Source organism: Neobacillus niacini, from assembly GCF_031456445.1.
Lineage (GTDB): Bacteria > Bacillota > Bacilli > Bacillales > Cytobacillaceae > Neobacillus > Neobacillus niacini_I.
Genome location: NZ_JAVDUQ010000020.1, coordinates 22,557 through 38,953, shown reverse-complemented (window position 1 = coordinate 38,953; position 16,397 = coordinate 22,557). Strand labels below are relative to the sequence as shown.

Sequence of the window (16,397 nt, the reverse complement as noted above, 5' to 3'; positions counted from 1 at the left end):
CCCTTATAATAATTTGATTATTATAAAAGTATTTTATCATATGTTAGTGAGTTATGTAAAAAAGGATACGCTTACATAAACTATTATACACAATTATCAGAGTTTTGTGAATGAGAAGGACACGAAAAAGTAAAAAAATATTATTTTTACAAAACATCTAAGTAAAAAAATCAACAACTTTCATAACAGTATAAGCTATACCTGCCCCAATAAGCGGTCCAACTGCCACACCTTTAAAAATTGAAACGGATAAAATAGTGCCTAAAACCAATGCAGTCGTAATTTGAGGATCATCCGCAAGTAATGAAACTCCTCCTTTGGCTAATAAGGCAACAGCCATTCCGGAGATAAGGGCAATCCAAGCAAAGGATGATTTAAATGCACCTGTTAAATCCTTAAAACCAATTTCTCCACTTGCAATCGGAGCTAAAACAGCAATTGTAATTATCGTAACACCCCAATTGATTCCTTTTGATTGTAAAATGCTGAACGACTTGGTCCCTAATCCGCTAAACTTAAGTAAAAGCAATACTGCAATTGCAACCATTAAGGAGTTATTTTTAGCAATAAAACCAATGCCGAGTAATAACAATAAAAACAATAATGACTGATTTATCATTTGTTAAGCCTCCCGAAAATTAATATATCAGTATAACTTCATAAAAGAGGTACTTAAAAAACCGAATGGAAAAATATGCAGGTTCCTTCAAAAATGTTAAAATATATCTAATCGTATTAGGTCATTTTGGAAAGGAGGTTAAGGCTTGGATCTAAAATATTTATATAGAACGCTAAGATTCCTTTTAGTAGCGGGAATTGTTGTTCTTGGATTATTATCTTTTTATTATGTATCAAAAGTGACCTATCCATTTCTAATCGGTCTTGTTATTGCCTTTTTGATTAATCCTTTGGTTAATATATTAGAGAAAAAAGCAAAAATGCCGCGGGTACTTGCTGTTTTCGTGGCTCTCATCTTTATTTTTGCTTTATTTGTAGGATTGATTACGTTATTAGTTGCAGAAATTGTTTCTGGGGCAAATTACCTCGCCAAGGTAGTACCGGAACACCTTGATACATTAATTGATTATATTGAAAAAGTCGTTACTGCCCAGATTATTCCGTTCTATAATCAATTAACGAGTGTATTTAATAAGCTTGATGTCGGCCAGCAGGATACCATTATCGGAAATATCCAAAATGTTGGGAAGAATATCGGCACCACTGTCGGTTCTTTCATCCAAAACCTTTTCGGGGTTATTCCAAACATTCTATCATGGTTTCCAACTGCTGCTACCGTTTTAATCTTCTCTTTATTGGCAACCTTCTTTATCAGTAAAGATTGGTATCGATTGTCAGCCCTCTGTGGAAAATTATTACCTGAAAAAGCAAAGTCCAGTGGACGAACTGTTTTTGTTGATTTGAAAAAAGCATTATTTGGGTTTATTAAAGCACAATTGACCCTTATTTCCATCACTACTGTTATTATTTTAATCGGATTGCTTATCCTTCGTGTTGATTATGCAATCACGATTGCACTCGTGACAGGGATTGTCGATGTGCTTCCTTATCTAGGTACAGGGGCTGTTTTTGTTCCATGGATTATTTATGAGGTTATTTCCGGAGATACTGGGCTTGCGATTGGGTTAGGAGTCCTATATGTGATTGTATTGGTTCAAAGACAGATTATGGAGCCAAAAATTCTTTCTTCCAATATTGGTCTTGACCCATTAGCTACTCTTATTTCCTTATTTGTAGGGTTTAAATTAATCGGATTTTTAGGTTTAATTCTCGGTCCGGTTACCCTTGTCATTATTAGTACACTTTACCGCGCAAATGTCTTCCATGATTTATGGTCATTCATCATGGGAAAAAAAGTATAGAAAAACGTCAGCAAAGCTGACGACCGGCTGTCGAAAAACTTTCGATAGCCTTTTATTTCATTTACTTTCTCTAGCAATTCACTGCGTTAATTAATGCAAATCGGGCAATGAAACCACTTTTCTTTTTCCTTTTAACTGTAATACCAGTCAAGTCCATTTAGTTGTGTAAATGTGTAAGCAATAATTCAATACTATTAAAAGAATTTGTATATGCTACCGTGGACGGGATTCTTTCCTTGATTCGGTCGCATAGAACCAGGCTACGCTACCGTGGATGGGATTCTTCTCTTGATTCGGTCGCATAGAACCAGGCTTCGCTACCGTGGATGGGATTCTTCTCTTGATTCGGTCGCATAGAACCCGGCTACGCTACCGTGGACGGGATTCTTTCCTTGATTCGGTCGCATAAAACCAGGCTACGCTTCCGTGGATGGGATTCTTCTCTTGATTCGGTCGCATAGAACCAGGCTACGCTATCGTGGACGGGATTCTTCCCTTGATTCGGTCGCATAGAACCAGGCTACGCTTCCGTGGACGGGATTCTTCCCTTGATTCGGTCGCATAGAACCAGGCTACGCTTCCGTGGACGGGATTCTTCCCTTGATTCGGTCGCATAAAACCAGGCTACGCTTCCGTGGACGGGATTCTTCCCTTGATTCGGTCGCATAGAACACGGAGATTCTTCCCTTGATTCGGTCGCATAGAACACGGCTTTGCTACCGTGGACGGGATTCTTCCCTTGATTCGGTCGCATAGACCCCCGCTAAACCAGCTCGTTCGGGCAATGAAACCACTTTTCTTTTCCCTTTTAACTGTAATACCAGCTCGATTGTACAATGATAGACAAAATGAGAAATTGCCGAGAAAAATAACCTTTCTCGACAATCTGACGTCAGACAAATAGCTGATTTAATGGTTTTGTGAAGCATGTTTATTGAAACACATAGCCTACTTAATTATTTTTATATTTCCTTTGTTAATCCATTTGCGGAATGTATTTTTAATTAAAAATTTAAAGGGTTTTCTGGTTGGAGGGAAAAGCATGAGAAATCCAAGGATATCTGTAATAAACCCTGGTGTAATAAGGAGTGTTCCTCCAATCAATATACATACACCATCTAGAACCGATTCACCGGGAATCTGTCCGTATCGCAGCTGCTCCTGTGCTTTTCGAATGGTCTGTAATCCTTCTTTTTTTGCTAAATAAGCACCAAGGACCCCTGTCAAAAGGATAAAGAGAAGTGTTGGCAATACGCCAATGGTTTTGCCGGAAAAAAGGAGTACCCCAATATCGGCAGCTGGAATGATAATAATCATTAAAAATAAATAACGCATCATACTCTCCCCCAAATGCTTGTTTTGACAATCATACCACTGAAAAAGAAAAAAAGAAGAGCAAAGCCCTTCTTTTTAATTATAAAACACTCGCGTGTCCGTTATAAATAACTCCTCTTGCTGCATCCACTGTGATTTCTTGGCCATCTTTAAAAAGGTTTAAGGCGTTTCCCACACCTACGATTACCGGAATCCCTAAATTTAAGCCTACAACAGCGCCATGGCTAGTTAAGCCGCCCTCTTCAGTAATAAGTGCGGCACATTTTTCAATCGCAGGCATCATATCGCGATCGGAGCCAATTGTAACTAAAATGGATCCAGGTTTTACTTTTTCCTTGGCTTCCTGTGCATTATGTGCAATTACTACTTTACCAAAAGCAGATCTCCGTCCTATACCTTGTGCCTTTGTGATAATATCGCCAACAACATGAATCTTCATTAAGTTCGTCGTACCAGCTTCACCAACAGGAACGCCGGCTGTAATAACCACTAAATCTCCATGTTTGACAATGCCGCTGTTGAGACTCTCTTCTACAGCAATTTCAAGCATTTCATCCGTAGTTTTACAAATTCTGCCCAATTGAGGATAAACCCCCCAAACAAGGGATAAGCGGCGGCAGACAGAATCATTCGCTGTTACGGCAACAATTGGTGCTTTCGGGCGATATTTTGATATCATTCTTGCCGTATGCCCGCTCTCTGTTGGAGTAATGATTGAACTAACATCAAGATTAAGTGCCGTATGGGCAACAGATTGCCCAATCGCATCTGTAAGATTGTGTTCCGTATCCTTGCTGCGAGTTGATAAAATTTCTTTGTGGTCTAGTGCCTGTTCAGCTCTTGAGGCAATATTATGCATGGTCTGTACGGCCTCTACAGGGTACGTACCAGCAGCTGTTTCCCCTGAAAGCATAATAGCATCAGTTCCGTCAAAAATAGCATTCGCAACATCACTAGCTTCTGCACGTGTCGGTCTTGGATTTCGCTGCATGGAATCCAACATTTGCGTTGCGGTAATAACCGGTTTACCCAGTGCATTACATTTTTTAATTAACATTTTTTGTACTAGCGGAACTTCTTCTGCAGGAATTTCGACCCCAAGGTCACCCCGTGCAACCATCAGGCCATCGGAAACCTCTAGGATTTCATCAATATTATCAACGCCTTCTTGGTTTTCAATCTTAGGGATAATTTGAATATGGGCTGCATTATTTTCTTCTAAAAGCTGGCGGATTTCCAAAACATCTTTGGCACGTCGAACAAATGAAGCAGCGATAAAGTCGACTTCTTGCTCAATCCCAAAAAGGATATCCTTTGTATCTTTTTCAGTAATCCCCGGTAAATTAACAGAAACTCCCGGTACATTTACACCCTTTTTATTTTTTAATGTACCACTATTTAAAATTTTTGTATGGATTTCATTTGCAGCTTGATCAATTTTGGTTACTTCAAGACCAATTAAACCGTCATCCAATAAAATTTTCGAACCTACGTGGACATCTTCAATTAACCCGGCATATGTAACAGAAAATTTCTGCGGTGTTCCTTCCACTTCTGTCATGGATACAATTACATTTTCCCCGGACTTAAGCTCAATTGCACCATTTTCCATATTATTCGTACGGATTTCAGGACCCTTGGTATCAAGCAAAATAGCGACTGTATTTTTCGTTTCTTTTGCCGCTTCACGAATATTCTTAATCCGTGCTCCGTGTTCTTCAAAATTTCCATGGGAAAAATTCAATCTTGCTACATTCATTCCCGATTCAATTAATTGTGTTAATTTTTCAACCGACTCGCTTGCGGGACCGATTGTACAAACTATTTTTGTTTTCCGTAACATCCTTTATTTCCTCCTAAATCGAGCAATATTAAATGGACAGTTCTTTTGAAAGGTTATAAAGCTGCAGGTCTAATGTATGTTTCTTCCCTAACGCTTCGATGATGTCGTAATCGACAAGCCGGTTATTTTCGATTCCGACTGCACGTCCACCTTTCCCATCAAGTAGAAGCTCTACAGCTCTTGCTCCTAATCGGCTGGCAAGAACACGATCGGCAGCACTTGGCGAGCCGCCCCGTTGAATATGTCCTAAAACAGAAACCCTGGTATCAAAGCCGGTTGCTTCCTCCAGTTTTTTAGAAAACTCAATGCCGCTGCATACCCCTTCGGCCACGATAATAATACTATGTTTTTTACCGCGCTCCTGACCTTTGCGAAGACGGTCAGCAATTTCATCCATATCAAAATTTTCTTCAGGAATTAAAATAGTTTCTGCTCCACCAGCAAGACCAGCCCAGAGCGCAATATCCCCTGCATTGCGTCCCATTACTTCGATGACAAACGTTCTTTCATGAGACGTAGCTGTGTCACGGATTTTATCCAAGGCATCAATAACGGTATTGAGCGCCGTATCGAATCCAATGGTAAGCTCTGTTCCCGGAATATCATTATCAATGGTTCCCGGCACTCCTACACATGGAAAGCCTTGTTCAGTCAAAGCTTTTGCTCCGCGGTACGAACCATCTCCACCGATCACTACAAGTCCTTCAATTCCATGGGCCTTTAATTGCTCAATTCCTTTAAGCTGACCTTCTTTTGTTTTAAATTCCAAACAGCGGGCAGAATGAAGCATGGTTCCGCCACGATGAATAATATCTCCAACCGAACCTAGTTCAAGCTTTTTTATATTTCCGGAAATCAATCCTGAATAACCACCATAAATACCGTAAACTTCAACATTATGATAAATTGCTTTTCTAACAACTGCTCGAATTGCCGGATTCATACCTGGTGAGTCTCCACCACTCGTAAGTACCCCAATTTTTTTCATGGTAATCACCCCATTATTATTAAACAACCAAATTTATGTACTTCAAAAAAATTAGATAATCAGCCTATGCTATTGACAACTGCTTTTAGTATTCGCATAAAACACTTGAATATTTATAAAATAACATGAAGAAATAGCGATAACAACTGATTCATAACGACAATAAAAATAGACGGAATAGTCCGTGAACTGCAAGCGTTTTAAGTAGAAATGCAATCGTTATCATTGTCTTTTTCAAGAATTTTTATTGAATATTATGTTTCAAAAAAAAACTGATAGAAAAAACGTGCCTAAGAATGGCACGTTTTACTGAACGCCGATATAATCCTTTGCAAGTGAAAACTCACCAATGGTCCTGAATCGTTTATACCGGTCTTCAATCAATTCGTCCTCTGAAAGTTTTAGAAGCTCTTGTAAGGAATCCTTTAATGCGTTTTTGATTTCCTCTGCCTGCTTTTTAACATCCTTATGCGCTCCACCCTTAATTTCAGGGATAATATCATCGATTACCCCCAGTCCTTTTAGGTCTGGAGCAGTGATTTTCATCGTTTCTGCAGCCTGCTTTGCAAGAGCGGAGTCTTTCCATAGAATAGCTGCTGCCCCTTCAGGTGAAATGACCGAGTAGGTAGAGTTTTCCAACATATAAATCCGATTTCCGACACCAAGTGCAAGGGCTCCGCCGCTGCCGCCTTCTCCAATGACAATACAAATTACAGGTACCCGCAGGCCAGCCATTTCAAAAAGGTTTTTCGCAATGGCTTCACTTTGTCCCCGTTCTTCTGCTGCTTTCCCGGGATAGGCACCTTTTGTATCAATAAAACAAATAATCGGGCGTTTAAATTTATCTGCCTGCTTCATTAAACGAAGTGCTTTTCTGTAACCCTCCGGATGTGGCATTCCAAAATTCCTGCGGATATTTTCCTTCGTATCTTTACCCCTTTGATGACCAATGATGGTAACCGGTAATCCGTTAAATTTTGCAATCCCACCAACAATCGCCTCATCATCCGAAAAGGTCCGATCGCCGTGGCATTCAAAAAAGCCTTCAAAGATTTCAGCAATATAATCCAGTGTCGTCGGTCTGTTTGGATGGCGGGCAATTTGCACGCGATCCCACGGCTTAATATTTTCATAAATATCTTTTTCAAGTTTCTCTAAACGTGTTTCCAATTTTTCAATTTCCGAGCTTAGGTCGACATCAGCGGTTTTGGTAAATTCCCTTATTTCGCTGATTTTCTTTCTTAACTCAATAATGGGACGTTCAAATTCTAGTTCCCCTACCATTCAAGCTCACCTCCAGGTTGATGGATTTCAAGAATGTTAGTAATTTGATCTACTAAATCCAAACGAGAAATAATCGCGTCAAGCTGCCCGTGTTTTAGAAGAAATTCCGAGGTTTGAAAATCCTCCGGCAATTCTTCACGGATGGATTGTTCAATTACCCTTCGACCTGCAAAGCCAATCAATGCTTTCGGTTCTGCAAAATTATAATCACCTAATGAAGCAAAGCTTGCGGAAACACCACCTGTAGTTGGATGTGTCATCATTGAAATAATTAATCCGCCATTATCACTAAACCTTTTCAAAGCAACACTAGTTTTTGCCATCTGCATAAGACTTAATGCTCCCTCTTGCATTCTGGCGCCTCCGGATGCTGTAAAAATAATAAAAGGCACGGATAGTTCATCGGCTTTCTCGATTGCAAGTGTTATTTTTTCACCAACAACTGAACCCATACTTCCCATTCGGAAGGAGGCATCCATAATGGCGACAACAATTTTATGACCATTCACCGTTCCAATTCCGGTTACAACTGCTTCATTCAGTTTACTTTTTTCCCGGTCTTTTTCAAGCTTTTCCAGATAATCAGGAAAGTTTAAGGGATTTTTTGAAAGCATATTTTCATTTAGTTCTTCAAAACTACCTTCATCTATAAAACTTTCAATCCGTTCTCGTGAATTCATTTGGAAATGATGGCCGCAATGGATACAAACCTTTAGGTTTTTATTTAGTTCCTTCGTATACATGATTTTTTTACAGGAAGGACACTTGGTCATAATTCCCTCTGGAACATCATTTTTTACCGTTTCAGTTGGAATCGTTGCATATTTTCTCTTCTTCGTATTGTTTTTTGTAAAAAGGTCTTTAAGCAAAAAATAACCTCCCTCGTTGGTAGTTCTAAGGCCAGCCGGCAAGTTCTACATCCTTCTAATCAAAAGTCTTTCTATTCTTCAATTACTTCATACCTTTGTGGGTTCTTAAAAGTGGTCAGACCACCCACCCAACAAAAATCCTCTTTTTCCGGGCGTTGTTTGTCTGTATTCACTATAAATGATTTGGGATTCAAATTTTGTTAGTATTTGTCGCTTAAGAAGACAACTTTCGCAGATTCCGGTAGGCAGTAAGCGTTTTTTGCTCATCTTTTTCCGCTAACGCTTCGAGTAAAAAAAGATAATCATCCTGTTCATATTCAGCTTTACTTAAATGAAGTGAGTTATAATAATCCTTTAAAATTAGCCACATTCTTAAAAATAAATGGTTATCAGCATTTTCAATGATTCGGTAAAAAAACTCATCATCACTCAATCGACTTGCTTTAACCTTTTCAATGAGTTTTAAAATACTTTCTTTACCCATTCGCTGAATGGCTAATCGAAGACAATCCATTTCAATCAGATTTTTCGTTTCAAAAACATCTTGTTTCGCTTTTTCGTCCTGTAAAATAAAGGTGCTAAGAAGCTGTACCAGCTGATTCCCTCGGAAATCTCTGATAAAGGTTCCTTCCCCGCGTCTTGTTTCAATTAACCCTAGCAATTCTAATGCTCGAAGGGCCTCTCGAACGGAAGAGCGCCCGACATTCAGGCGCTCTGACAATTCCCGTTCAGATGGAATTTTATCACCAGACTTAAGTCCATCAGCAGTGATCATTTCTCTTAACTGCTTAACAATTTCCAGATAAACTTTCGTATTTGACACTTACCATATCACTCACTTTTGCCAATTGTAGCAAGTCTCATCGTTTTTTCTTTAATTTCTTCAGGGTCTACTTTTATACGGGCGACTCCTGTTTCCATTGCAGCTTTTGCAACAGCTGCTGCTACAGCTGGTGCAACCCGGACATCAAATGGTCCCGGAATGACATAATCTGCATTTAGCTCAGCTTCAGTGATTAAACCTGCAATTGCCTCAACGGCAGCCACTTTCATTTTTTCGTTGATATGTGTGGCACGAACATCAAGTGCTCCGCGGAAAATTCCAGGGAATGCAAGAACATTATTTACTTGATTTGGGAAATCTGATCTTCCTGTTCCAACAACCCTTGCCCCGGCTTCTTTTGCTACATCAGGCATAATTTCCGGATCTGGGTTAGCCATAGCAAAAATAATCGCATCATCATTCATAGACGCAACCATTTCTTTTGTAAGGGCGCCAGCAACAGAAACCCCAATAAAGACATCTGCGCCTTTAATTACATCTTCAAGACTTCCAGCTAAATTATCACGATTGGTGAATTTCGCCACTTCATTCTTAACCGCATTCATTCCGGCAGGACGACCTTCATAGATGGCCCCCTTTGTATCACACATGATAATATCTCTTACACCATAATGATATAACAATTTAATGATTGCAATCCCGGCAGCACCCGCACCATTAGCAACCACCTTAATTTCAGTCATCTTTTTACCAATTAATTTTAAGGCATTGACTAGTCCAGCAGCCGTAACAATTGCTGTACCGTGCTGGTCATCATGGAAAATTGGAATATTAGCTTCTTTTTTTAATCTTTCCTCTATAACAAAACAATGAGGGGCAGCAATATCTTCCAAATTGACACCGCCAAAGGTTGGCTCCAACAGCTTAACGGTTTCAACGATTTTATCAACATCTGTTGTATTTAGACAGATTGGGAAAGCATCGACTCCGGCAAAGCTTTTAAATAGAACTGCTTTTCCCTCCATAACAGGCAATGCAGCTTCCGGCCCAATATTTCCAAGACCAAGGACAGCAGTCCCATCGGAAACTACTGCAACCATATTCCCCTTCATTGTATAATCGTACACAGTTTCGGGTTTTTCATAAATATCTTTACATGGCTCCGCTACACCAGGTGAATAGGCTAAACTCAAATCCTTAGCATTTCGAACTTGAACTTTTGATTTCGATTCTAATTTCCCCTTATTAATGCGATGCATATGTAATGCTTCTTCACGTAAAGTCAAGCTAAGTCACCCCTTAAATTTTCACCAAAAATTTTTATTATTTTTCTTTACTATGAGTGGTCTGACCACACCCGTCTCATTATCACTATAACATATCTGCGATAGTTGTAAAGAATTATTCTTTCAACACTATGTTATCTGGACCAAGAAAGTCCATCAAAATTCTCAATAGTTTAGAAGTAGGTTCAACATTATATTCACTTGCTAATCGTACCGTTTTTCGGGTGGATTCATAATGTAATACCACACTAGTATCCCCCTTTTCTTCCTTTAAAAAATAATATAACTGCCTTAAAGAATGGTCATCCTGCTTTTCCTTGACAATTTTGATGTATAACACAGAGGCATTTTTTTTATTTTCCTGAAGCCAGTGCTGCATTTCTGCTGCCTGCTGGATAATAAATTGACGTTTTCCTTCCCTTTCCTCTACTTTTCCCTCGATGACGGCAAATTTTCCTTGGTCTAAAATGGCTGAATAGCGTTTATAAACATTAGGGAAAACCACTGCCTCCATTTCACCACTTGAATCACTAATGGTTAGAAAGGACATCGATTCACCTTTTTTTGTTCGGATTTTTTTTGATACGGTAATATAAATTCCCGATATTGTCCTGTTCCTGTTCACAGTTAGCTCAAATAAAGCCTGAGCCCCTTTTTGTTTTAACTCCTTTTCATAAATGGAAACAGGATGGTTGGAAAGGTAAAATCCAAGTGCTTCTTTTTCAAAGGATAGCTTGTCCTCAAGCCTGATGGAATCAACCAGTACATACATTGGTTTCGGGAAATATTCTTCACCGGAAAAAAAGTCAATTTGGCTAGTGTCATCCGGGTTCACCAGCTGGGCATGTTCAATTGCGACATCTAAACTGGCAAGCAGAATGGCACGGTCTTCACCAAATTCATCAAAACTTCCAGAATGGATAAGGATTTCCAGCGTTCTACGGTTGATTGCTTTCGATGAAATACGGCTGCAAAAATCAAATAAATCTTCAAATTTTTTCTTTTTCCTTGCTCCAAAGATTTCCTTTAGAGCAGCTGCTCCGACACCCTTAATTGCCGCTAAGCTATAGCGAATTCCTTCTGGTTCAACCTGAAAGGAATACCCGCTGTAATTAATGGAGGGAGGAAGGACATTGATATCCTTTTGCCTTGATTCCATGATGTATTGCGAAATTTTTGATTCATTTCCAATTGATGCAGTTAATAATCCCGCCATAAAATACAACGGATAATGCGCTTTTAAATATGCAAGCTGATAGGCAATCATGCTATAAGCAACTGCATGGCTTCGATTAAATCCATAATTGGCAAAGCGGACAATTAAATCATATATTTCATTCGCCAAGGTTTGTTCATATCCCTTTTTTTTAGCCCCTTGAACAAAGTGGTTTCGCTCACGGTCAAGTGTCTCCTTTTGTTTTTTCCCAACAGCCCTTCTCAATAAATCGGCCTCTCCTAGAGAGAATCCAGCCATTGTCGAGGCAATCTGCATGATTTGTTCTTGGTAGACAATTACCCCATATGTATTCTCAAGGATATTTTTTAAATCCGGATGGGGATAACTAACTGGCTTCCGTCCGTGCTTACGATCAATAAACAATGGAATGTTTTCCATTGGTCCTGGCCGGTACAAGGCATTAACCGCCACAATATCTTCGAATCGTGAAGGCTTTAGACGGACTAAAACTTTTCGCATCCCTTCAGACTCAAGCTGGAAAATCCCAGTGGTTTCCCCTCTGGCTAACAGTTCAAACGTTGCGGGATCGTTTAGTGAAATGGAACCGATATCTACTTTTTTTCCGGTTTTTCTCTTAATAGAAGTTAATATCGATTCTATCAGCGATAAATTCCTTAACCCAAGAAAGTCCATTTTTAATAGACCAATTTCTTCAAGGTATTCCATTGAGTACTGCGTTAAATACACATTGCCGCTTCCTTGCTGAATAGGGATTAGCTCAACAAGCTGCTTTTCACTGATCACCACTCCCGCCGCATGGGTGGATGTATGCCGAGGCAACCCCTCAAGCTTCAATGCCGTCTCATAGAGCCGCCGATTTAATTGACTTTCGTGAAGAAACTTCCTCAATTCCTCTGATTCGTTATATGCCTCTTTTAGGTTAATTCCTAATCGTGAGGGAATAAGCCTTGATAGATGATCCAATTCCTTTGAATTGAATCCAAATGCTCTGCCGACATCCCGCAATGCTGCTTTTGCAGCCATTGTTCCGAACGTGACAATCTGAGCAACATGCAAGTTCCCATATTTACCTGCAACATATTCAATAACTTCATCGCGGCGCTGGTCTGGAAAATCGATATCAATATCGGGCATTGAGATTCGCTCCGGATTCAAAAACCGTTCAAATAATAACTGATGCTTAAGCGGATCTACATCGGTAATATATAGCACATAGGCAACAAGCGAACCTGCTGCCGATCCTCTTCCCGGACCTGTCAAAATCCCATTTTTACGGGAATATCTCATAAAATCCCAAACAATTAAAAAATAATTGCTAAACTTCATTCGTTTGATGACAGATAATTCGTAAGCAAGCCTTTTCTGATATTCATCGGAAGGGTCTGTAATTCGCTCAGCCAATCCTTTTTTACAAAGCATATCCAGATAGTCTCCTGCTGGCATACCATTTTCTGTTGGGTAGACAGGTAAAAAGGTTTTATTTAACTCAATATTTACCTGACAGCGCTTTTCAATTTCGATTGTATTTTCTAAAGCTTCCGGTGTTTCAGAAAAAGCCTCAACCATTTCTCCGGGTGTTTTTAAATAAAACTGGTCACTCCCCAATTTTTCATGATGCTCATCGTTTAATTTATCACCATTTTTAATGGCCAGCATGCATTCATGTGCAAACGTATCTTCTTTCTCTAAATAATGAACCGTATTTGTTGCAACGATGGGTATATTTAATTTTTTAGAAAGCGATAGAATTCCATTTCTTATCAATCTTTCTTTCTCTAAATGATGATCTTGAATCGAGAGAAAAAAATGATCCTTACCGAAAATCGCCCTTAACTTACCGGCTGCAGTTCCCGCCAGCTCTTCTTTCCCTTCTAATAGATATTGTTCAACTTCCCCCTCGATTCCCGGGGTGATAGCAATTAACCCTTTTGAATAATGTTTTAACCACTTAAAAGGAATGCCGTTCGGTGATTTCGTTTGTACCGCACTTGATATTTTTAACAGGTTTTTAAAGCCTTGATCATTTTCTGCAAGTAAGACAAGCGGAAAGGACTCCGCTTCTGATTCTTCATTTTGAACATCTACCGTTAAACCGATGATGGGTTTTATATCGAATTTTTTACATAATTTATAAAACTCGATTGTTCCGTACATGACATTTCGGTCTGTTATGGCTATAGCGGAAAACCCCATTTTCTTTGCATTTTCAACCAAATCCGGAACAGATGCCGTACTTGTTAATAAGCTGTACGCGCTATATACATGCAGGTGAATAAAAGACATTTGTCACATCACACCCTTAAAACGTTTATCTATCTATTATTATAAATCTTCAGGTAAAAAAAGAAAATATGTTCCCCTACAGAAAAGCGGAAGCGCCTTGGTCAGGGGCGATATAGGGCGACTTTTCACTGGCAAAGCGGAGCGAAGCCAGTGATTAGCCGCCCTTAATGCGTACAAAAAGCGTTAGCTTTTTGTAGCCAAGCATAAGACGAGCCGGCGAGAAGGTTGTTCTTTGACCTTCTTGACGGCTTGGCTGTAGACCATAGAGCCCCTAGGCGCTGGAGCTAGTCATTACTCATATTTCAGTGAAAAAACATATTCAGTAGGCTTTGTCCATATAAATGAGTAAGGGATAACTGATATTGTGTAAGGGCGGTTGAAAACATGAAAGAGATAGGCTTTTTTCCTACTTTTATCGAAAGTTACTTTATTGCATTAGGCGTTTTACTTGGCGGGTCATTGATTGGGGGAATTGCCTCTTTCCTAACTGGACAGCCTCCGCTGACAGCCGTTGCCCGTTTGTCTTCTGCCCTTAGAATTTGGGCAATTGTAGCAGCGATTGGCGGAACCTTTGATGCCGTGTATAGCTTTGAGAGAGGAATTTTTAATGCTGAGACAAAAGACGTATTTAAACAGATACTCTTAATTCTCTCCGCACTTGGCGGTGCCCAAACAGGAGCGCTCTTGATCAATTGGTTAACACAGGAGTATTTATCATGAGAATTCCCCCTTATTATAGAAATTCCACGTGGCAGCGATTTTTTTCCGGAATGGCTGTTGGGGGGGCCATCAGCTGGGTTATTTTTTTATATATTTTCGGGGTATGGCAGGAAAAGCACACACAAAAAATTCGAAAGCAGGAAGATGATATTCAGGAATTAAAAAAAGATATCAATATTTGGCAGCAGGAATATAAAGAGAGTAATAAGCGCAATATTGAACAAATTACGGTACAAAAAATAAATGTTCGAATTACAAACTGGGAAAAATTCAAGCTTGACCAACTAAGTACTTTTGAGACAGAGGAATCCACCAAGGATGATATCAGCATGATGCTGGCCAAGGACTTAGAAACCGTTTATAAAAGTAAGGATTTGATTAAAAAAATCATTGAAAATAAAAGAGTGAAAATCAACAATAAAAGATACAAACTGCAAGTGAAAGAAATGATTATTTATACCACTCTTTCCATTGAACTTGAAATCAATTTTGATGAATAATATTGGGTCCTAAATAAAGGGCCCAATATTATTATCCTCTCGGTTAAGTATGTGCTTCACAAACCTTACGAAGTTCATTCAAAACCAAGTCTACCTCATCCCATGAATGAATCGATGCACCTGCAGCAAGTGGATGACCGCCGCCTTTAAACTTGCGTGCCACTCCATTAATTACCGGTCCTTTCGAGCGGAGACGCACCCTAATTTGGTCATCTTCTTCAATGAAAAAGACCCAGGCTGTAATTCCTTTAACATCCCCTAATGTACTAACCAATAGAGAAGCCTCCGGCGGTTTCGCTCCAAATTCCTTTAAAAGCTCCTTTGAAAGAATAACCGAGGCTACCCCATGTTCCTGCAATTCAAAGTTTTGCAGAATATAGCCATTTAACTTAATGATATTTAAATCCAACTCATACATTTTGTCATAGAGCTCTGTTCGTGAAAAATGATATTGGATCAATTCTCCTGCATACGAAAAAGTCTTTTCCGTTGTACTTGGATAAAGAAATCTTCCGGTGTCTCCAACAATTCCTCCATATAACAGTCTTGCGGTTTTGTCGTTCATTTTTAGACCTTGGTCTTTCCCAAATAAATAGAAATCATAAATCATTTCACTGCATGAGCTTGCGCTCGTATCCACCCATAAAAAGTCTCCATACTGGTCCTCGTTAGGATGGTGATCAATTTTTATCAGCATATCACCTAATGTATACCGGCTGTCGCAAATTCTTTCTGTGTTCGCCGTATCGCACACAATCACTAGCGCACCGTTATAAACCTCATCCTCAATTGAATCCAGCCGCTGCATAAAATTGAGGGAAAGTTCTTCCTTCCCCACAGCATATACCTTTTTCTCCGGAAAGGATGCTCTCAGCATTTCGACAAGTCCGCATTGGGACCCGTATGCATCGGGATCCGGACGAACGTGGCGGTGAACAATAATGGTTTCATATTTTTTAATTGTTTCTAAAATTTTTTCCTGCATGGCGTCTCCTTTTTCTGTTCAGTTTGAACCGATTCTGGCATTTTTTGATGATAACCTGTACAATAGTAGATGATTTTTTAAAAGTTCGGAGGAGCAAAAAATGTCAGTACTCGTTATTTTAATTGTCTTATTATTTGTACTATATTTATTTTATAAAACAAAGTACTTTAGAAGCAACCGTCCTGCTGAAAAGAAATGGCTTTCGGCTAAATCGAGTATCGCTCTTGGTCTTTTTGTCTTCTTTTTTGGGATTAACACCGTGTATTTATCACAAACAACTGTGACCATTATTGTTGCAGCTATTTTTATTATCCTTGGTGGTCTAAGCTCCTGGACGGGGTATAAAGCCTATAAACATTACCTGCCATTTGCTGTTAAAGAAGCCGAGACACTCAAAGAGAGTAAATAATGGAAAGGCCGCTCCATTGATTGGGAGCGGCTT

The 16,397-nt window shown here is 39.4% G+C and carries 14 protein-coding genes; 4 read left to right on the top strand and 10 right to left on the bottom strand.

The window, feature by feature from the left end; genetic code table 11:
• Positions 1–157: 157 nt before the first annotated feature.
• A complete protein-coding gene (locus tag J2Y67_RS16365; RefSeq protein ID WP_310175894.1) occupies positions 158–619 on the bottom strand; it encodes a DUF441 domain-containing protein in 462 nt (153 codons plus the stop codon).
• Between the two features lie 145 nt (positions 620–764).
• Between J2Y67_RS16365 and ytvI the strand changes: the two genes are divergently transcribed.
• Positions 765–1,880: a sporulation integral membrane protein YtvI gene (gene ytvI / locus J2Y67_RS16360; RefSeq protein ID WP_310175893.1), complete on the top strand. Its 1,116-nt coding sequence runs from the start codon at positions 765–767 to the stop codon at positions 1,878–1,880.
• A 948-nt stretch (positions 1,881–2,828) separates the two neighbouring features.
• On the opposite strand, the gene J2Y67_RS16355 is transcribed toward ytvI, so the two are convergent.
• From J2Y67_RS16355 to dnaE, 8 genes are all read right to left on the bottom strand, one after another.
• Positions 2,829–3,215: an FxsA family protein gene (locus tag J2Y67_RS16355; protein ID WP_310175891.1), complete on the bottom strand. Its 387-nt coding sequence runs from the start codon at positions 3,213–3,215 to the stop codon at positions 2,829–2,831.
• 79 nt (positions 3,216–3,294) lie between these two features.
• Entirely contained in the window at positions 3,295–5,058 is a 1,764-nt protein-coding gene (pyk, locus tag J2Y67_RS16350; RefSeq protein WP_310175889.1) for a pyruvate kinase, read from the bottom strand.
• 28 nt (positions 5,059–5,086) lie between these two features.
• Positions 5,087–6,046 (bottom strand): 6-phosphofructokinase, encoded by a 960-nt coding sequence (pfkA, locus tag J2Y67_RS16345; RefSeq protein WP_310175887.1) that lies wholly within the window; start codon positions 6,044–6,046, stop codon positions 5,087–5,089.
• 306 nt (positions 6,047–6,352) lie between these two features.
• Positions 6,353–7,330 carry an acetyl-CoA carboxylase carboxyl transferase subunit alpha gene (accA, locus tag J2Y67_RS16340; RefSeq protein ID WP_310175885.1) on the bottom strand — a complete coding sequence of 326 codons (978 nt, stop codon included), beginning with the start codon at positions 7,328–7,330 and terminating at the stop codon, positions 6,353–6,355.
• Positions 7,324–8,199, bottom strand: a complete 876-nt coding sequence (gene accD, locus J2Y67_RS16335) for an acetyl-CoA carboxylase, carboxyltransferase subunit beta (RefSeq protein WP_310175882.1) — start codon at positions 8,197–8,199, stop codon at positions 7,324–7,326. Before accD ends, accA begins: the two co-directional genes overlap by 7 nt.
• 214 nt (positions 8,200–8,413) lie before the next feature.
• The gene (locus tag J2Y67_RS16330) at positions 8,414–9,022 is read right to left on the bottom strand and encodes a FadR/GntR family transcriptional regulator (protein WP_310175880.1); all 609 of its coding nucleotides are present in this window, start codon (positions 9,020–9,022) and stop codon (positions 8,414–8,416) included.
• Between the two features lie 8 nt (positions 9,023–9,030).
• Complete coding sequence (gene ystJ / locus J2Y67_RS16325; RefSeq protein WP_310175878.1) at positions 9,031–10,269, bottom strand: NADP-dependent malic enzyme; 1,239 nt, start codon at positions 10,267–10,269, stop codon at positions 9,031–9,033.
• 115 nt (positions 10,270–10,384) lie between these two features.
• Entirely contained in the window at positions 10,385–13,750 is a 3,366-nt protein-coding gene (dnaE, locus tag J2Y67_RS16320; protein ID WP_310175876.1) for a DNA polymerase III subunit alpha, read from the bottom strand.
• Between the two features lie 384 nt (positions 13,751–14,134).
• Between dnaE and ytrH the strand changes: the two genes are divergently transcribed.
• Entirely contained in the window at positions 14,135–14,470 is a 336-nt protein-coding gene (gene ytrH / locus J2Y67_RS16315) for a sporulation membrane protein YtrH (protein ID WP_310175874.1), read from the top strand.
• Positions 14,467–14,970, top strand: coding sequence for a sporulation membrane protein YtrI (ytrI, locus tag J2Y67_RS16310; RefSeq protein ID WP_310175873.1), 504 nt, complete (start codon positions 14,467–14,469; stop codon positions 14,968–14,970). Before ytrH ends, ytrI begins: the two co-directional genes overlap by 4 nt.
• A 43-nt stretch (positions 14,971–15,013) precedes the next feature.
• Here ytrI and J2Y67_RS16305 read toward each other — a convergent pair whose 3' ends face one another.
• On the bottom strand, positions 15,014–15,955 hold the full coding sequence (locus tag J2Y67_RS16305; RefSeq protein WP_310175871.1) for a DHH family phosphoesterase: 942 nt from the start codon (positions 15,953–15,955) through the stop codon (positions 15,014–15,016).
• A gap of 100 nt (positions 15,956–16,055) precedes the next feature.
• On the opposite strand from J2Y67_RS16305, the gene J2Y67_RS16300 reads away from it, so the two are divergent.
• Positions 16,056–16,364 (top strand): YtpI family protein, encoded by a 309-nt coding sequence (locus J2Y67_RS16300; protein ID WP_310175869.1) that lies wholly within the window; start codon positions 16,056–16,058, stop codon positions 16,362–16,364.
• Positions 16,365–16,397: the final 33 nt, after the last annotated feature.

Excerpts from the sequence above, each read along its gene's own strand:
- J2Y67_RS16365 (WP_310175894.1), bottom strand. The coding sequence starts at position 619 with ATGATAAATCAGTCATTATTGTTTTTATTGTTATTACTCGGCATTGGT.
- J2Y67_RS16355 (WP_310175891.1), bottom strand. The coding sequence starts at position 3,215 with ATGCGTTATTTATTTTTAATGATTATTATCATTCCAGCTGCCGATATT.
- pyk (WP_310175889.1), bottom strand. The coding sequence starts at position 5,058 with ATGTTACGGAAAACAAAAATAGTTTGTACAATCGGTCCCGCAAGCGAG.
- pfkA (WP_310175887.1), bottom strand. The coding sequence starts at position 6,046 with ATGAAAAAAATTGGGGTACTTACGAGTGGTGGAGACTCACCAGGTATG.
- accA (WP_310175885.1), bottom strand. The coding sequence starts at position 7,330 with ATGGTAGGGGAACTAGAATTTGAACGTCCCATTATTGAGTTAAGAAAG.
- dnaE (WP_310175876.1), bottom strand. The coding sequence starts at position 13,750 with ATGTCTTTTATTCACCTGCATGTATATAGCGCGTACAGCTTATTAACA.
- ytrH (WP_310175874.1), top strand. The coding sequence starts at position 14,135 with ATGAAAGAGATAGGCTTTTTTCCTACTTTTATCGAAAGTTACTTTATT.
- ytrI (WP_310175873.1), top strand. The coding sequence starts at position 14,467 with ATGAGAATTCCCCCTTATTATAGAAATTCCACGTGGCAGCGATTTTTT.
- J2Y67_RS16305 (WP_310175871.1), bottom strand. The coding sequence starts at position 15,955 with ATGCAGGAAAAAATTTTAGAAACAATTAAAAAATATGAAACCATTATT.
- J2Y67_RS16300 (WP_310175869.1), top strand. The coding sequence starts at position 16,056 with ATGTCAGTACTCGTTATTTTAATTGTCTTATTATTTGTACTATATTTA.